Here is a 14998-nt window from a genome sequence, read left to right as displayed (position 1 = left end):
TTTCCTTGTTTGATGATTTTAGTTTTCGTCCGTGCGCCCCAGCCGGGGCGTGAGCCACTGCGACGGCGTCTTAGGCGTGCCAGGCGCGCTATTCGGCGCGACCTTTCCGTCGTCCTTCGATTTCGTCGACGAGCTGCCGCCCGAAGAACTTTCTGCGCCCGACTCATCATCGTCAGAGGATGACGATTTGCCGTCGTAGAGCTTGGCGGAAATGTCCGTGGTGAAACTGCCTTTCGCCGCATACTTGTGCGTAGCAGTGTCGATGACATAAGGGACGCCATCGAGGCCGGGACGGATGCGGGCGTAGAGCAACGGCGCACCGGCGCAAATCGAAGTGTCACCGATCACCGTGACCGACGTGCTGCCTTCGCCACGCTTCAGGCTTCTGGCTTTCGCCTGCGCCGCCTTGTCCGCTTCATCTGGCGAAGAGAATGGTTCTGGAATGCGATAGACGCTATCGCCATCCGCTTTCGCATCCGCCTCGATTTCGACGCGCTGCGCCTTGTCGCTGTCCTGATAGTAGGCAACGACCTTGCTATATTTCGTCCGATCGCCGACCTCGAATTTCAGTGTGCCTAGTTGCACCATTTCAGGCGTGACGATCACGCTGCCAATATTCCTGCCGCTTGCGGCTTTGCCCGAACCGAGGCTGGAGAAAAGTAAGCGACTTTGCTTGATCGAGAACAAGCCATTATGTCGCTCCGCAAGCCGCCGCAAAAAATGGATGTTGCTTTCATCCTGTTGGCCGATCCAGTCGTAAACGAACTTGGATAGTTCGGGATCGATGGCGGGCGTCAGGCCGCTTTCTTCGGCGATCTGTGAGACAATATCGCCAAGGGTTTTCTTGTCCCACGCGCGCTCCTGCCGCTCCTTCAGCTTGCCACTTCGAAAGTCCACGGCATTGCCGGAAATTTTCATGCTGTAGGGTAGGCAATCGCAACTGATCTTGTCGGCAGTGAAGGTGCCAAGCGAAGCAAGATCGCTGTCGTAGCCCATCCTGACGCCGATTATGGCACCTTTGCGGGGAAGGGCGAGGAAGTTAGGCGGGCCGTCGTTCAGTTCGATATCGACCGTGTCCGACTTCAGACCTTCTTTGTCGGTCACGGTCACGGATTTAAGCCGCTCATAGAATCCGCCGGCGACCGGCGCGCCATCAATGGTGATTTCGACACGTGGCTTCATGGCTAGTCCCAAAGACTGACAAGACGCGGTTGCGTCGTGGTGGAAGAGAGCGCCGGCATGAGGATCTTCGTGCCGATCGGCAGCACCGCACCCAGCGCGGCGAGTCCGGGATTAGCTTCGATGACGGCTTCAACGACTTTCGCCGTGCGCCCGTAATGAGACTGGCAGGCGAGATCGACGGTTTCTCCCTGCTTTGTCGTGTAGATATCTGACATACAAAATCACCGGAAAAGGTCGGAGAGGAAGCTAGTAGCGCGATCGAGAATGCTGCCGCCCGATAAGGGCAGGGTGTCTGCCTGCCGCTTCAATTTGATGGAATACGCGTTGCGTGCCGCCACGCCGCGCGCATTGTGGTGCGACCTGTCTTCTTCAATGCCTTGAACGGTGAAGACGCCTTGAATGACGCCTTCGGCGGCATTGCCTGTAACCAGCATCATCGGTTCACCGGCACCCGCCCGCGCCACAATGCCGTCAAGCTGCGATTGCCCGCCAAACTCTTCGGTGAAGATGACCCCCGAAATGGTAATTTCGTCCGAGGTCGGACCAGTCCACTGCATGGGGTTGAGCGTTTGCCCGACTGGAATTTCCGCCCAGGACGTGTTCACCGATCGCTTGACCCCTTGGTAACCGAAACCCAGCGCTTCAAAGGCGAAATCGCCGAGCATCATTGACGTGTTGCCGGACATGGATGGTTCTCCAAAATGAGAGGACTCGACTCCCTCCGACCGATCTGTATTTTCGGCTTCGAGCATATGAGGGGCGTCGGGTGGACAGTTGGTTTTACAATATGGGCGGCAGGCGCTTTGGGCCGGTCACTGAAAGCGAACTCAAATCGCTTTTTGCAGACGGCACCATTTCCGGCGAAACGCTCGTCTGGAACGCAGGAGCGGGTAGCGATTGGAAAAGGTTTGTCGAAGTCGAGACATTCAAGCCGACAGCCAGCAACGCGCCGCCGCCCCTTCCGCCTTCTGAGGTGAGTGACCTATGGGCGTGGATTATGGCGCTGACACCTGCGCCTCTTCTCTTCATCCACCTCGGATTAATTGCCAGCATAGGGAGTGGCTTCAACAGAGCCACCTATTTGACACTGAGCGTGATCGTCTATCTGAGCTGTCTTGCTTACGATAACCGCGTTGTCGCCAGAGCGGGATATGGTAGGAGAATGCGAGGGGCTGGGGCATGGATGCTGATGACGCCCGCCGCATATCTAATCGCTCGCTCAAAGCGCATGGGGAAAAATCCAGCTCTCGGTTATGTATGGATAGCGCTCATCACACTACCCATACTTCTTGCTGTGGTGATTATTAGTCAAACCTAGTCGCTTAAATTCCCCTCCGTCGCCCGCTGGACTTCAGCACCAAGCTGTGCAGCCGCTGCACTTCCTGCCGCTTGTGGATCCGCAACGCCCGTGATGGTGATGGGAGCATTCACCACGACACTGACAGGTTGCTGGTTCGTAACCCTGACATCCTGCGTCCCGTTCGGCCTGGTCATTTCTGCGATCGAAGCCGCATCGATACGAACGATATCATCAGCGGTTTTTCCGGGCAGGGTGTCAGTGGTTCCACCGAAACCTGCAGCGCGCGACCTTGTAGCGTTGTCCATGGCCGATTGCGACGCCACACTAGACGCAAGAGCCGTTGATTGAGGGTCCGGCTTTGTCGGTCCGCCACTTAAACCCAGCAAGCGCGCCAGCTTGTCTTTAGAGTCTTGCTGGTACTTTAGCTGGTCATCAAACGTCTCGCCGGGCGTGTCACCAAGAGATTGAGCAAACCGCGCAACCAAGTACTGCCATGTAGCCGCTGAAAAAAAAGTCCCCAATCCCGCCACAGGCGCAGCACCAGGAATGCCGCCCCCACCTTTCGGGACTTTTGGTCCTCCCTTTCCACTACCGCCACCCAAGCCCGGAAAGTCAGTCGCCTTTCCGATTGCCTTAAGAACAGATACAGCAGCTCCGGCACCCGAGAGCAACATGAGCGCCGAGGCAAGTTTCCTTACCGTTCCCGCCAGCATCGCAATGCCAGCGGCATAAAGGAAGAACTTGAAACCGTAACCCGCCATCTCGGTCATGAACTGCGCAAGCGGATTGTTCTGCATTGCATCGTTCAATTCGCGGATGGAAGCGCCCCATTCCTTGGCCTGCATGAATATGCTGCCGATACGATCGGCGGCGTTGGGATCGACCGGACCGAGGAGAAGATCGCCGATATCATTCACCAGCTCGCGAACACCGCCGTCGTAACCAAGCCCCTGCGTAAAGCCTTTCATTGCAGTCGTGAACTGGTCGAGGATCGTCACGCGATTTCCCAGCGTGTCGATGATTTCGCCGATCGCTAACGCGCCCTCACGGATTGAAGGCAACATCGCGTCACCCATTTCCGAGAACTTGTTCGAGATCTTGTTTCCGAGCAGATCAAGAACATTGCGCGTCGTGTTGGCGCGCTGGACATACTCTTGAAAGGCCGAACCAGAATATTTCGTCCGATCGGCGACAGCGCCCAGCGCGTCATCAAGCAGCTTTATGTTGCCGACAAGCGGCATGAAGGCGCTGGCCTCATCACCGAAAAACTCTGACAGCAAAGACGTCTGTTGATGCTTCGGTGCCTTGGCGATCGCCGTCAGCACCTTCCGCAGAGTGCCTTTCGCATCCTTCTGCATGTCCTTTGCGATCGACGGCAAGTGCAGGCCGAGCGCCTTGGCGGCATCCTTTTGCGACTTTTTGGCAAAATCGCCCTTCGCCAAGGCACGGATGACGTTTTTCATCGCCGTGCCAGCGGTGCTGGCGTCGGAACCTGCCGCGATCATGGCACTACCCATGGCCGCAACGTCTTCCTTTGCGAAGCCGCTCATTTCACCGATCGCGCCTACGCGCAGCATGAAATCGGTAATGTCCTTGGCTTTCGATGCCATGTTGTTCGAAAGGTGGTTGATGGCATCGGCCATGTCGCCAGTTTCGCTCACAGTCAAGCCGAGCTGCGTTTTCAGCTTGGCGAGGCTTTCGCCCGCATCGGCTGCACTCATATCGAACGCGACACCAACACGCGCCGCCATTTCGGCAAAGCTGGTCAGATCCTCGGTCGCAATACCGGACTCGCCAGCCGCCGCGAATAGCGCGGCAATCTCGGTTGAGGCGAGGGGGATTTCGTTCGACATGCGCCGGATCGAGCGGCGCATGTTTTCGAACTGTTCGTCCGTGGCTTCAACGACTTTTTTCACGTCGGCGAAGGCGGTTTCAAATTCGATCGCGGATCCTGCCGTCGCCGATATCCCTTCACGCGCCCCGAAATAGCCGGCACCCAGGGCGATAGCCTGGCCCATCAGCCCGCGCATGGGTGCAAACGCCTTCATCTGCTGGTTTTGCAGCCGGTCGAGTGTCCGAAAGATCGGGGCGGATTTGGCAACGACATCTTCCAGCAGGGAGATGCGCAGCGTGCTTTGCGTCACAGACATTTACTGCCCCATGATTTTTTTCAGTTCGGAAACTTTGTGGAAATAAGCCAGCAGCTTTTCAGGCGACCAAAGCTCGATGGCATCAAGGGCCGTATGGCCGAAATGGGCGACGTAGACGGCGATCAATCGCCAGTCGTGGGTTTCTTCTTTTTTGTGTCGTTTCCCAGCAACTCAGACGTTGCATCAACGATCTTTGAGAAATCTTTTGCGCCGATCTTTTTGAAAGCCGGAAGCGGAATGTCGGAAATGGAAGCGAGGATTGCGGACATTCTGGCAAGCTGCCCGGTCCCGATCTGGTCGCCAAGGATCAGATCGCCGACGGTCGGCTCGCGGAAAGTGAGTTCGGTAAAAGTCTGGTCGCCGTGCATGACGGACTTGGAGAGCGAAACAGTGACAGTGTCGGACATAACGGAACCTCGAAAGGAAAAAGCGCGCGCAGAGCGCCGGCGCTATTGATGGACTGGTTTTTGTGAAAACAGACGGCCCGCCGCGATCACGCGGCAGCTCGTCAGAAAAGTTCGCGCGAAGAAAAACGAAGCCAGAGGTGGCGATCGCCCCGCGCCAACGAAAAAGGGGCGGGGCTAATCATATGCTTTCCAGCAACCCCGCCTCTTGATGGCGTCAGTTCAGCATTAGGGCGTTGCGGATATCGGCGTATTGCGAGACGCCACCCACCTTGAAGTCGAAGTCATCGACCTCGTAGATTTCCGCGCCGTCGATTTCCAGCTTGTAGTAATTGACATCAACGGCGTAGTCGTTTTCGGCCAGGTCGCCACCCTTCCACGTTCCCGCGTCGGGCTTGTACATCTTGCCCCGGATCGAAACGACGGCGCTATGCGTGGTGCCGTCTTCATCGACCAGCGCGCCCGTTACCAGGAACGGCGTATCGACGCCGGGCTTCAAGCCAAAGAGCTTGAGGATCTGCGGATCGAAACCCGGCATCTTGAAGCCCATTTCAAGCGCGTTGTAGCCGAGGTGGACGTTACGTTCCTTGATCATGCCGGCGTTGCGCATGGCTTCGCGCTTCGCCTCTGGCACGGGCAAGGTGACGTCGCCGATCTGGCCCAGCTTGCTTTCACGATCCGCCCACACCATGCAGTCTCGCAGGATGAAGCGGGGAAGTGTTTTTTCTGCCATGTCTGGCTACTCCTTATGCGGCAACCGAAAGCGGGCCGGCTTCGATGAGGCCATTCACTTCTTCCAGCAAAAGCCGGTAGTAGAGAATGTTCCGGTGAGTGGTGATGTTGATTTGTTCCATGATGCCGACCGGCTCGAATTCCACATTGAGGAACAGTTTGCCGTTTGCCATCAGCGTCGGATCGTTCAGCGCAGGGAACCAGCAACGACCGCCGAGAATGTCTTCATTGTTTTTGAAGACGCGGATAGCTGCATTGCCCGCTTCCAGCATCAGCTTCATGTTGGCCTTCGTGAACTTGCGGTCCACGAACTGGAAGTAAACATCCTCCAGAGCCTCGTTGATCATGTCGGCGGTCGCGCGAACGCTATCGAACTGCCAGAGCGGATCATCGGTCGCCAGGCGGCTACCCCATGTGCGAAAGCCGCCGCGCTCGTTAAGGACCGTCGCAACCTGCTTTTCGTTGAGAAAATTGCTGTCGTCTGGATACATGATCGTGCGAGAAACGCCGTCGATCGTGCGAATGATCTTGTTCGAAACCGAACCGGAAACGCCCTCATCAGACGCCACCACGCGAGCGCGGACGCCTGCGAAGACAGGCGCGACGGGCTTTGCTACCGGAATGCCGTTGACGTTCCTGATCACCTTTGGATCGATGATCAGAATACGACCGCCGCTGACCGTATCGCGGAAGCGCAAAGCTTCGGCATTCGTCGTGTTCGGGCCGCTGATGTAAGCGCGAGCGCGAATTTTCGGCAGGATGGCGTTGAGCGCCGATATGAACGGATTGGCAAGGTTTCCAACATTCGAAACGGCTTGCGGCAAAACCTTGCCGGAATCAGAGCCGCCACCCGTGAAGGTCAAAACGGGAGCCTGCGAGAGCTTTTTACCGGGCGTAACGACGCGGACCGCAACCACCTTGCCGGCGTTGGCACCGTCACCCAGCACCGCAACGAGTGTGGGGAGAACCTTGCCGGCGTCACTACCGCCACCGCTCGCCGTGACGATCGGCGCTTCCGTCAGCTTCGCACCTTGCGTTGTGACCGTCACGGAGACCACACCACCTTCAACCCATGCACCTGTGTCCCCAGCCGTGATGACGACGCGCGGCTGATAGCCAGTCAGTCCCTTGGCACGAAGCGCCGCATAGATGCCCGTGCGCGCGACCGGGTCGCCGATCAAGTTGGCCTGAAGCACAGCCGCGTCGGCGGAATACTCCACCCTGTTGATGGTGCACCAGGATCCGCCTTCGTCGAAAACGGTGGTCACATCTTCCAGCAGCGAGCCAGTCGCGCCCAGCGCCGCAGCCTGTTGAGGCGACGTGACAAGCGTTGGATAGTTGAGCGGGAAGGCGGCGGGATCTGCGTCGGGCGCGAAGCCGTTGACGAAAGTAATGCCTTGGCGCTGGACACGAAGAAGCGACGGGGTCGCCGCGCTTTCATTAAGTGTCACGCCATGAGCATAGGCGAGGTCGGCCATGATGGTCTCCTTTGGAAATAACCAGCGATGTGAGGGAAGGGGCGGCGGCAATGCGCCTGGTTGTCTCAATGCCCGCACCGAGTGCGGATCATGTTCGTTGAATTGCTATCTGTAGTGCTGCTGCACATACAGCCAAAGGTCATCCATCTGCGCAGGCGGATAGCCCTTGAGCTGCGCAAGCTTAATGACCATTGGATCATCGCGGCGATAAGTTTTACGCCCCTCGATTTCCAACTCCGCTTCATAGCGTTCATCGGGATCGGCGATGGCGTTCAACACGTCGGATTTCTTTAGCTGTAGCAGCTCATGCGCAGCAAGCCAGAACGGCGTTGGCTCTATCGGGAGAAAGGCGGTAACGATGGGAAAGGTCTCCGGCGTGAAATCTTCTTCGCTAACGTCGCCTGTCATGGCATCGACGATGATTTGCTTTGTCATACCGCGAACTCCCATTCGGCCCACATCGCTGCGCCACCGATTACCGCTGTGCCTGGTGCTGCCGTCGAAAGCTGAATTCTGTCCAGCTCACCCGGTAACGAAACTCCACCCGTCACGAAGACGGACATGTGATAGCTACCGGCAGGCAGGAAGAACTGCCCTGTAAACTGCCAGTCGTTGCCCCCAGGCACTCTGGAAAACTCAAGTTCGCCATCAATTGTCGGGTTCACGTTCGGCGATCCAAGCAGCACAATGCCGCTTGGGTCTATCGGCTGGCTGGCATATCCGACGTTGCTGGCAAACGCGCCTATGCCACCGGAATAGCCTGATGACACAATTCCCGCGCTAGTCCCAAGCCTAATGATAGGGGCTGCGTTAGGGCTGAAGGTGACGTTCTTGAGCTTCAGTCGCACCCGGCTGATGTTAGCAGGAAGCCCGGAGTAAAGCACCGCCGCGCCGGAAGGAACGACCTTTGCACCTTTGCGTAGACCAGCCGAATTCACCTTCGTTTGCAATGCCTGAACGTTATTCAGGAGCGCAGCAAGATCGGCTGCGCCCGCAACTTGCTCAGGGGCATAAGCTTTGATCCAGTAGGTGAATGTTTTGTTCGATGGCCGTGTTTCACCAGCCATGCGAGGTGCACCGTTAGTGCCGTCCGATACAGGCTTTGCAGGATCCGTGACGTCAGATCGGAGAGCACCTTGTGTAATGCTCCCGCCGCTGATGTTGGTCAAGAAATCGCCGAGCTTCTTGTTGCCACTATTGCCGATATGGAACCCCTGAAAGGCGTCTTGCTGCACGCTACCAAAAGCACGTCCGCTATCGACAACCTGACCGGAGCGCCAACCACGCGGGAAATAGCCGCCCATGTCTTCGATGATCGGATCGCCATTGCCGTTTACCGTTGCGCCATTTGCCAACAGCCAAGCACGAAGCTGTGGGTAGGCAGAAGTGCACGGCGCGCCGTTGTGCAGAAGATATCCAGGCGGCGGCGTATTGCCGTTGCCCTGCATCATGATGGTGGTGCCGATCGGCGCGCCGGCCTGCTTTATTTTCGTCTCCAGCTCGGCGAGCGCATTCGTAACCGTTACCGAAAAATTGGCGTCGTTATTGAGAGCCTGTGCCAATTCCTTCAGTGTGTCGAGCGTGGCAGGAGAGCTATCGACCAGTGCTGCAATGCGCTGCTGAATCATCGCAGTCACATCATCCGTATCGGCCTTTTCCCCCACGACCTGAAGCAGGCTTTGCAGCTCAGATGATTTCGCATAGTAGGCCGGCAGTTGACCGCCGAGCTTATGCGCGTTCGGGGCGTTGCCCTGCAACAAGTCGTCAATCTGGTCTTTCGACTGCTGAATTGTTTGCTGAAGGGCTGAGAGCTGCGGAGCGATGCTCACCTGAATGTAGTCCAGCGCCGCTTGAATGCCCTGCTGCTGAAGACGCTCGAAGGACGCTTCCAGCGTTTCCCGGTCCCGTAAACGGACGCCGATATCGCCGAGAACAGCGTTCCAGATTTCACGCGTGATCTTCGTCGGAGGCCATGACGGGAGCTGATAGTTGTTAAGCCGGTCTGGCATAGTCAACAACCTCCTCGCCATTGGCCTCGATGATGGCGGTAAGCATTGCGCCCGCCATCTCGATTTCATCCAATGGCTTGTAAGTGAACGGACCGTGCTTGACGGACCGAGTAAGCTTCACGGCGTATTTCTTCTTTGCGGCATAGGTCGCCATGGATCACCTCACAGAGCGGCAATGAATGCATCCTGCACGAACGGCACGGACACAGCGTTGTTGGTGGTGGCCGCAGGGCGCAACCGGGCTTTATTGGTTGCTGCGCCGAGCGCGTAAGTCGAAAGGAAGGTCCGGCGTTTCGGCTCGTTAGGATCGACAGTGACCGTGGTCGCGGTCGGCTGTATCACCGTATTTCCCACCCTAATCGCCGGGCTGAAGGTGTGAGCGTCAGGATCGAACCGATCGACAGTGAATTGCGTGATGATGGCCGACGTAGAAATCCCGAAGTCGAATTCCTTGCTGACGCCCTTCATCTCGGTGCGATTGCGCGAGACGCGGGAAATCGCCTTGGCGTCAAGCTGGATCATCGGCTGCAGATCGACCGTGCCCATCATCACCATGCGCAGTTCTACAGATGCCGGCAGGCCGACCAGCGGATTTGCTGCCGGGTCGCCGTCGTCCAGTTCCGTCCAAACGGTTTGTCCGGCAGGCCGGATTTCAAAGGCCAATGCGCAACCAGATGGAGTCCATCCTGCAAACAGCATGTCAATTTCAGTCATGCCGTTCTGCAGGGTGAGCGCGTGCATCGGAATGACCGTGCGCGGGCTGCGGAAACGAGCTGCGTTAATGCGGAAACAGAAGTCGATTTCTGTTGACCCCTGCGCGAAAGCACCGTCCGTGCAGACAAACTGAGAACCACCTGTGAACTTGTTTGCCCCCGAGATATGCACCGAATGCGCGCCGGTCGTGACCGTCACGAAAGCATAGCGACGTCCGCTTTCGAGCAGCGTGATCGGCAAAGCGATCTTGTTCCAGCCGACCACCAAATCCGAATGCTTCAGCGTGCCGCGCGCCAGCACGGAATCAAACTTCGGCGTCCCTGCAGGCGTGGTTTCGGTGATGAGAACGTGCACATCACCATCATTGCCGACACGGGCGAATGCCAACTCCAGGCTGGTCATCTGCATGGGCTGCGCGACGAGGAACGTTTGCGCGTATATCGAGCCATTAAGACCGACCTCTTCGCTCACATAGTCCCAATAGCTTTCCGTGTAAGACTCGTAGCGGATGGTTCGCACGCCATAGCGTCGATGCCCCCCGCGACCGCCATATTCGGCGACAACTTCGAAGGTCTCGCCGCCGATCGCGAACGTCATCCCGACGCGCGCGCCAGAAACAACTCCCGACCAATAGGCGTTATTTTCGCAGACCTCTTGCGTCGGGCCGTAGATGATGCGGGTGCGGGACACGTCCTTCAGCACCGCCGTGATCTGCGTATGCACAAGCTGCGAGATATTGAGCGTGCTATCGAGCGACGCGTTGGCGATCCGGGTCACCTCGTCGAAGGCAGGAACCATGCGCCGATTGCGGAACATGATGTTCGGGTCGTCTTCGGCTTGCACTTCCAAGCGCGCTTCGATCGTCGCCGCAAATGGGAAGCGAACGCCCTCATTGACACGCGCCAGCCAGTCCGCGTGCAGGTTGTCCCACTGGTCGTAAGTCAAGCCGGGATCGAACCTATAGGCGCGTGCATCGTCAGGCAGGTTGAGTTGAAGGCGTGCCGCACCCACATCACGCTGCATCTGTCGGATGATTTCCGGCCGAGGAATTTCGCCGAGCCTGCCGACGATGTTTGTGATCTGCGTTTCGATGGTCGAGGTGCGCAGGAAAAGGCTATCCAGATCGACTTCCAGCGCCGTTACACGCCCCTCAACTTCGAAGAGGGTTTTGACACGGTCGCTATTGCCCGGTTCGATCACATCGATGCCCGTGGACTTCAGCAGCACGAAGGCAATGCAGGCATCCGTATCGGCGACGACTGGCTTTGCCGGAACCGGATTGGCTTCACCGGGCTGCACGAGCAAATTGACGACACGGCTGATCGTCTTCGGCGTGGTGCGTTGCACGATGACGCTGGTTTCCGGGTCGGTCGAAGACTCAAAAGGACGGTTCGCCGTTTCGGTGATTTCCTCGCCGCGCAGCAGGATGGCAACCCAGCGCTGATCTGAGGCAGCAGCCGGAATATAAAGCTGCAAGTTCATGTCTTTCGGCTGCGCATGATCATAAACCACTTCGCCATTCACATAGCGACCAGATGAAACGGTGATCGTCTGAGCAGATTTGCGGCTGACCGTGAACGCCGCCCAATGGGCGGGGTAACCGATAGCGTCACCCCAAACACGATCGGTCGCGGCTTGCGCTTGCGCGCCGATCGCTTCGAAATCGGCGTGTTCGGCAATTTCCGCTTCGTTAAAGAGAGTGCGCTTCATAGTGTCCTCAATCCAAACGTTGACGGTCGCGGTAGCCGCCAAATGCGCTACTGCCGTCAATTGTGATGTTGTCGTTAAAGGTGATGCCGCGTCGCCAGGCGAAGGTAACGGAATAGAGCGTTTCCGGACTCTTGGCCGTGGTCATGGCACGCATTGCGCGGCGGATCGGTTCGAGATCGACCGACGTGATGGCGGATCGCCCGAAGGCGCTACGTCCAATCTGCCATCGGTTTTTAGGCGCGGTCAGCTTGAGCTTGACCAAGTAGTGCGCCACGAAAGCCTTGTGCGCGATCGGCGTTAGCCCGATCACGGCCCGACCGAAAGTGAAACGTGACGGGTGCGCGACCCGGTCAATGATTTCAGCATCCACAAACGCCAGATAGCGCTTGAGGCCCACCAGTGTTCCTTTCAGCGCCGCAAGTGGCGACGCGGGATAGAGCGTCGATACGCCGGCGCATTGCGCGATCATTTCGCGCTTCCGGTCATCCGGCCAATCATCGAACCACAAATCGACCGAGTGATGCGCGGCAAGCCATGGAAGGAACCGCGCCGGCGTCCGGTAAGGATCCATGATTTCCGCATAAGGGATAGGCAAGTCATCGGACATGCCGGCAGCAAGTGCGTACTCAATTTCGTCGGCAGAGTTCGGATCAAGAAGGGTCGCAACATTGCTCACGGTCGCACCTCAACGTCGATTGCAAGCGCAGTCATGACCGGGACGGTGTAAGGATCCGGCCCGATAACGACAGGCGCGCGATCGCGCACCTTGATGATGCCAGTGCCGAAGGCCGAACCAGAAAGTAATCCCTCTGGTACCTCGCCGCCGATCAGCGATCTATCTTTCGCCGCGGCGATCACTCGCTTAATCGCTTCCGCCTGCAGCACGTCAGGCGACGGCCCAACCGCGGGGACTTCCAAAACCAGCGAAACCGAATATTCGACGCGCGACGCGGACATGACCGAGATTGCCACCGCTTCAGGCGCGCGGTTCGGGTGCGTGACTGCTGCCCGAACAGTTGCCAACTCCGCAGTGGTGGGGAGTCGCCCTTCGGGACCGATCACAACAACGTCGGTATCACCGAGGCGACCGTGGATCGCACGGCCATTCACACGCGCATCCCAAAGGCCCAGCGCCTTATCAGGGGACTGCGGCCAGGCAGTCCAGGCATCGTACAGATAGCGCCCAGCAGAACCCGAAGCGGGAACATCGAAGGACAGGAGATAGCGGCGCAGCAACGCCTCGTCACCTTCCACGATCGCAGCGGCGCTAGAGGTAGCCGGCACGATCACGAGACGCGCAACGTTGCGCCCGGCTGCGATGGCTTCGAGGTTGCCGCCCTTGGCATAAGCGGCAAGCAGTGCGCGGAACGCGTCGTTCACGCGCTGGCGATCCATCAGCCGCAAATAGGACCAAGCTTCCCCGACAATCCCCGCAGGATCTGTTTCCAGTTTGTGAACGTCGTAGGCAGGTAGTGCGGGATTGATCGCGCGCTGCTGATCCCAAAACGCCAGAAAGCGGACTTTGAAGGCGTCATAGAGCGCTTCGAAGTCCAGCGCCTCAATAGCTTGAGGCGCTGGAAGCCGCGAAATGTCGATGCTCGTTGGCGCGTAAACAGCAAGTGTCATGGTGATCTTTCGATGACGACGCGCAGGCTCTGATCTTCCGCAATGGAATAATCGCCGCGATGACCGAGGGGAAAATAGATGCCGTAGATTTCCAGCGACAAAGCGCCTGCCACATCGGCCCGCGCGACTCTGCCGAACCGCATTCGAAATCGCGGCTCCCATTTTTGAATTGCAGTAGCCGCCGCAGAATAAAGCTTCAGGATATTACGCGGCGTCATCTTGGCGTCGATCAGGTCCGGCAGTTCCGAGCCGAAATCGCGTCGCATAACACGTGCACCGATCGGTGTTTTCAGGATCTTGCGGATCGACTGTTGGGTATGCTCCCAATCAGACAGGGGCGCGCCGGTTACGGCATTGACGCCTGTTGAACTTGGCATCGGCTTTTCCCTCTCTAGTCTACGGCAAAGACGGTTTCGGAGCCTTCGACGATCGGCCACTTGCCAGATGACGAGCCGCCTTGAACGTGGACCAGGTCGCCAATCCGAGCGACCTTCTTTCCGCCTTCACCGCCGAGCTGCACGTTTGAAGACTGTACAATGACGGTATCGGCAGTGACTTTTGCCCGATCGCCCGTGGCCTCGATAACAGTACTTCCGATCTTGATATGAAGCGGCGTGTCAGTGTTTTCGCGGGCGTTCTCGTCACTGTAGGTTGAGAAGTCGATTTGAGCATCCGCGAGGTCACCACTTTCCGAAACCACGTCAACCTGCTCACCAACGCTATAGCGTACATCGACTTTCACGCCCCCGGCAGCTAGCGTGCGGGCTTTGATCCACGGAGTGAGAAATGGCTTCTCGCCCTGGTGGGACAGCGCGACGCGATACTTGCTATTGTCATCGCTGACCTCAGCGATCGTGCCCTTGCGACGCCGGTTGCGATTTCTGCGTTCCAGTTCGGCAATCCGAAAATTGATTTCCGCAATGTGGTCAGCAAGCCATTTCGCGCCGCTCATGGTTCAAACCCCGAAGGTGTCAGCAGCATTGCATCGGCTTCATCGTAGACGATACCGAAACGCCGCATGGCGGCAGTAAGATCATCATTGCTGCCGGCGATCTGCGCTTTCATCAGCGCAATCTTTTTTTCCATATCGGGCATGCGTCGGAAAAAATCGGCATCACACTTGGCGAAGAAGCGCGCCAACGGGTGAACGTCTAGCAGTGGTTCACCGCGTACAGGCTCTGCAACCGCGCTAACCGTCAGCTTTAGTTGGTGAGCTGCAAGCCGAACACCATTCGTGTCGCCACTTATTCGCGATCGCTGCGATTTATCAAATCCCGTAACCAGGCCAGCGAACAAGACGGCCCATTCATTATCAGGATCCGCAAGCGCGTCCGCGATCTGACGCATCGTCAAATCAAGGTGAAACTCAAAATTCGCATCGGTCGCCGGCACTCCCTCATAGATCACGGTTTCATCCGTGACCGGATCTGTGACTGTGTGCGGCGTGGCAATTCCAGCTTCGAAGTTCAGATCCACTTGCCCGCTTTTGATGAGCGAGCGAAGCTCAAGGCCGTTCAGCAACTTGCTGTCATCGGCGTAGACGGAGATAAACGGCTTGTCGGATCGCAAGGAACCGTCTTGCGACTGATCAAGCGCGCCGATTTCGCTGTCCAACACGTTATCACCAACAAGCGTGCGGCCTTTGAGCGCTTCCACCGCGCAGATCCGCAAAGCGATACGAACAAGCGACATG

General features: G+C 57.6%; 18 protein-coding genes. 1 reads left to right on the top strand and 17 read right to left on the bottom strand.

Annotated elements, in window-relative coordinates; genetic code table 11:
• Positions 1-18 precede the first annotated feature (18 nt).
• The 3 genes from EYC79_RS18185 to EYC79_RS18175 are packed head-to-tail and all read right to left on the bottom strand — an operon-like array spanning position 19 to position 1868.
• Complete coding sequence (locus EYC79_RS18185) at positions 19-1182, bottom strand: phage late control D family protein (protein WP_130978891.1); 1164 nt, start codon at positions 1180-1182, stop codon at positions 19-21.
• Between the two features lie 2 nt (positions 1183-1184).
• Positions 1185-1397, bottom strand: a complete 213-nt coding sequence (locus tag EYC79_RS18180; RefSeq protein WP_062423898.1) for a tail protein X — start codon at positions 1395-1397, stop codon at positions 1185-1187.
• 6 nt (positions 1398-1403) lie between these two features.
• Complete coding sequence (locus EYC79_RS18175; protein ID WP_130978889.1) at positions 1404-1868, bottom strand: phage tail protein; 465 nt, start codon at positions 1866-1868, stop codon at positions 1404-1406.
• 80 nt (positions 1869-1948) lie between these two features.
• Here EYC79_RS18175 and EYC79_RS18170 point away from each other — a divergent pair, with 80 nt between their 5' ends.
• Positions 1949-2500: a DUF4339 domain-containing protein gene (locus EYC79_RS18170; protein WP_165457074.1), complete on the top strand. Its 552-nt coding sequence runs from the start codon at positions 1949-1951 to the stop codon at positions 2498-2500.
• Here the strand turns inward: EYC79_RS18170 and EYC79_RS18165 are convergent.
• The 14 genes from EYC79_RS18165 to EYC79_RS18110 form a co-directional block, all read right to left on the bottom strand.
• Positions 2497-4632 carry a phage tail tape measure protein gene (locus EYC79_RS18165; protein ID WP_130978886.1) on the bottom strand — a complete coding sequence of 712 codons (2136 nt, stop codon included), beginning with the start codon at positions 4630-4632 and terminating at the stop codon, positions 2497-2499. The genes EYC79_RS18170 and EYC79_RS18165 overlap by 4 nt on opposite strands.
• Complete coding sequence (locus EYC79_RS23940; RefSeq protein WP_280956489.1) at positions 4633-4758, bottom strand: hypothetical protein; 126 nt, start codon at positions 4756-4758, stop codon at positions 4633-4635.
• Positions 4755-5039 carry a phage tail assembly protein gene (locus EYC79_RS18160; RefSeq protein ID WP_130978884.1) on the bottom strand — a complete coding sequence of 95 codons (285 nt, stop codon included), beginning with the start codon at positions 5037-5039 and terminating at the stop codon, positions 4755-4757. Before EYC79_RS18160 ends, EYC79_RS23940 begins: the two co-directional genes overlap by 4 nt.
• Positions 5040-5253: 214 nt before the next feature.
• Positions 5254-5769: a phage major tail tube protein gene (locus EYC79_RS18155; protein ID WP_062600205.1), complete on the bottom strand. Its 516-nt coding sequence runs from the start codon at positions 5767-5769 to the stop codon at positions 5254-5256.
• A gap of 13 nt (positions 5770-5782) precedes the next feature.
• Positions 5783-7246, bottom strand: a complete 1464-nt coding sequence (locus tag EYC79_RS18150; RefSeq protein WP_130978882.1) for a phage tail sheath protein — start codon at positions 7244-7246, stop codon at positions 5783-5785.
• Between the two features lie 105 nt (positions 7247-7351).
• Positions 7352-7681 (bottom strand): hypothetical protein, encoded by a 330-nt coding sequence (locus tag EYC79_RS18145; RefSeq protein ID WP_130978880.1) that lies wholly within the window; start codon positions 7679-7681, stop codon positions 7352-7354.
• The gene (locus EYC79_RS18140) at positions 7678-9255 is read right to left on the bottom strand and encodes a hypothetical protein (RefSeq protein ID WP_130978878.1); all 1578 of its coding nucleotides are present in this window, start codon (positions 9253-9255) and stop codon (positions 7678-7680) included. The genes EYC79_RS18145 and EYC79_RS18140 overlap by 4 nt, the downstream gene beginning before the upstream one ends.
• Positions 9239-9409, bottom strand: coding sequence for a hypothetical protein (locus tag EYC79_RS23520; RefSeq protein WP_165457073.1), 171 nt, complete (start codon positions 9407-9409; stop codon positions 9239-9241). The genes EYC79_RS18140 and EYC79_RS23520 overlap by 17 nt, the downstream gene beginning before the upstream one ends.
• 8 nt (positions 9410-9417) lie before the next feature.
• Positions 9418-11679: a hypothetical protein gene (locus EYC79_RS18135; RefSeq protein ID WP_130978877.1), complete on the bottom strand. Its 2262-nt coding sequence runs from the start codon at positions 11677-11679 to the stop codon at positions 9418-9420.
• A 7-nt stretch (positions 11680-11686) separates the two neighbouring features.
• Positions 11687-12355: a phage tail protein I gene (locus EYC79_RS18130; RefSeq protein ID WP_130978875.1), complete on the bottom strand. Its 669-nt coding sequence runs from the start codon at positions 12353-12355 to the stop codon at positions 11687-11689.
• The gene (locus tag EYC79_RS18125; protein ID WP_130978874.1) at positions 12352-13305 is read right to left on the bottom strand and encodes a baseplate J/gp47 family protein; all 954 of its coding nucleotides are present in this window, start codon (positions 13303-13305) and stop codon (positions 12352-12354) included. The genes EYC79_RS18130 and EYC79_RS18125 overlap by 4 nt, the downstream gene beginning before the upstream one ends.
• A complete protein-coding gene (locus EYC79_RS18120; RefSeq protein ID WP_130978872.1) occupies positions 13302-13682 on the bottom strand; it encodes a GPW/gp25 family protein in 381 nt (126 codons plus the stop codon). The genes EYC79_RS18125 and EYC79_RS18120 overlap by 4 nt, the downstream gene beginning before the upstream one ends.
• 14 nt (positions 13683-13696) lie before the next feature.
• The gene (locus tag EYC79_RS18115) at positions 13697-14257 is read right to left on the bottom strand and encodes a phage baseplate assembly protein V (protein WP_130978870.1); all 561 of its coding nucleotides are present in this window, start codon (positions 14255-14257) and stop codon (positions 13697-13699) included.
• Complete coding sequence (locus tag EYC79_RS18110) at positions 14254-14997, bottom strand: hypothetical protein (protein WP_130978868.1); 744 nt, start codon at positions 14995-14997, stop codon at positions 14254-14256. The genes EYC79_RS18115 and EYC79_RS18110 overlap by 4 nt, the downstream gene beginning before the upstream one ends.
• Position 14998: the final 1 nt, after the last annotated feature.

Source organism: Agrobacterium cavarae (assembly GCF_004310285.1).
GTDB classification, from domain to species: Bacteria; Pseudomonadota; Alphaproteobacteria; order Rhizobiales; family Rhizobiaceae; genus Agrobacterium; species Agrobacterium cavarae.
This window is presented reverse-complemented; position numbering and strand designations above follow the sequence as displayed.

What these genes read in the sequence shown, in the direction of transcription:
- EYC79_RS18115 (WP_130978870.1), bottom strand. Translation starts at nt 14,257, where the DNA reads ATGAGCGGCGCGAAATGGCTTGCTGACCACATTGCGGAAATCAATTTT.
- EYC79_RS18150 (WP_130978882.1), bottom strand. Translation starts at nt 7,246, where the DNA reads ATGGCCGACCTCGCCTATGCTCATGGCGTGACACTTAATGAAAGCGCG.
- EYC79_RS18175 (WP_130978889.1), bottom strand. Translation starts at nt 1,868, where the DNA reads ATGTCCGGCAACACGTCAATGATGCTCGGCGATTTCGCCTTTGAAGCG.
- EYC79_RS18120 (WP_130978872.1), bottom strand. Translation starts at nt 13,682, where the DNA reads ATGCCAAGTTCAACAGGCGTCAATGCCGTAACCGGCGCGCCCCTGTCT.
- EYC79_RS18155 (WP_062600205.1), bottom strand. Translation starts at nt 5,769, where the DNA reads ATGGCAGAAAAAACACTTCCCCGCTTCATCCTGCGAGACTGCATGGTG.
- EYC79_RS18110 (WP_130978868.1), bottom strand. Translation starts at nt 14,997, where the DNA reads ATGTCGCTTGTTCGTATCGCTTTGCGGATCTGCGCGGTGGAAGCGCTC.
- EYC79_RS18135 (WP_130978877.1), bottom strand. Translation starts at nt 11,679, where the DNA reads ATGAAGCGCACTCTCTTTAACGAAGCGGAAATTGCCGAACACGCCGAT.
- EYC79_RS23520 (WP_165457073.1), bottom strand. Translation starts at nt 9,409, where the DNA reads ATGGCGACCTATGCCGCAAAGAAGAAATACGCCGTGAAGCTTACTCGG.
- EYC79_RS18180 (WP_062423898.1), bottom strand. Translation starts at nt 1,397, where the DNA reads ATGTCAGATATCTACACGACAAAGCAGGGAGAAACCGTCGATCTCGCC.
- EYC79_RS18160 (WP_130978884.1), bottom strand. Translation starts at nt 5,039, where the DNA reads ATGTCCGACACTGTCACTGTTTCGCTCTCCAAGTCCGTCATGCACGGC.
- EYC79_RS18165 (WP_130978886.1), bottom strand. Translation starts at nt 4,632, where the DNA reads ATGTCTGTGACGCAAAGCACGCTGCGCATCTCCCTGCTGGAAGATGTC.
- EYC79_RS18145 (WP_130978880.1), bottom strand. Translation starts at nt 7,681, where the DNA reads ATGACAAAGCAAATCATCGTCGATGCCATGACAGGCGACGTTAGCGAA.
- EYC79_RS18185 (WP_130978891.1), bottom strand. Translation starts at nt 1,182, where the DNA reads ATGAAGCCACGTGTCGAAATCACCATTGATGGCGCGCCGGTCGCCGGC.
- EYC79_RS18140 (WP_130978878.1), bottom strand. Translation starts at nt 9,255, where the DNA reads ATGCCAGACCGGCTTAACAACTATCAGCTCCCGTCATGGCCTCCGACG.
- EYC79_RS18125 (WP_130978874.1), bottom strand. Translation starts at nt 13,305, where the DNA reads ATGACACTTGCTGTTTACGCGCCAACGAGCATCGACATTTCGCGGCTT.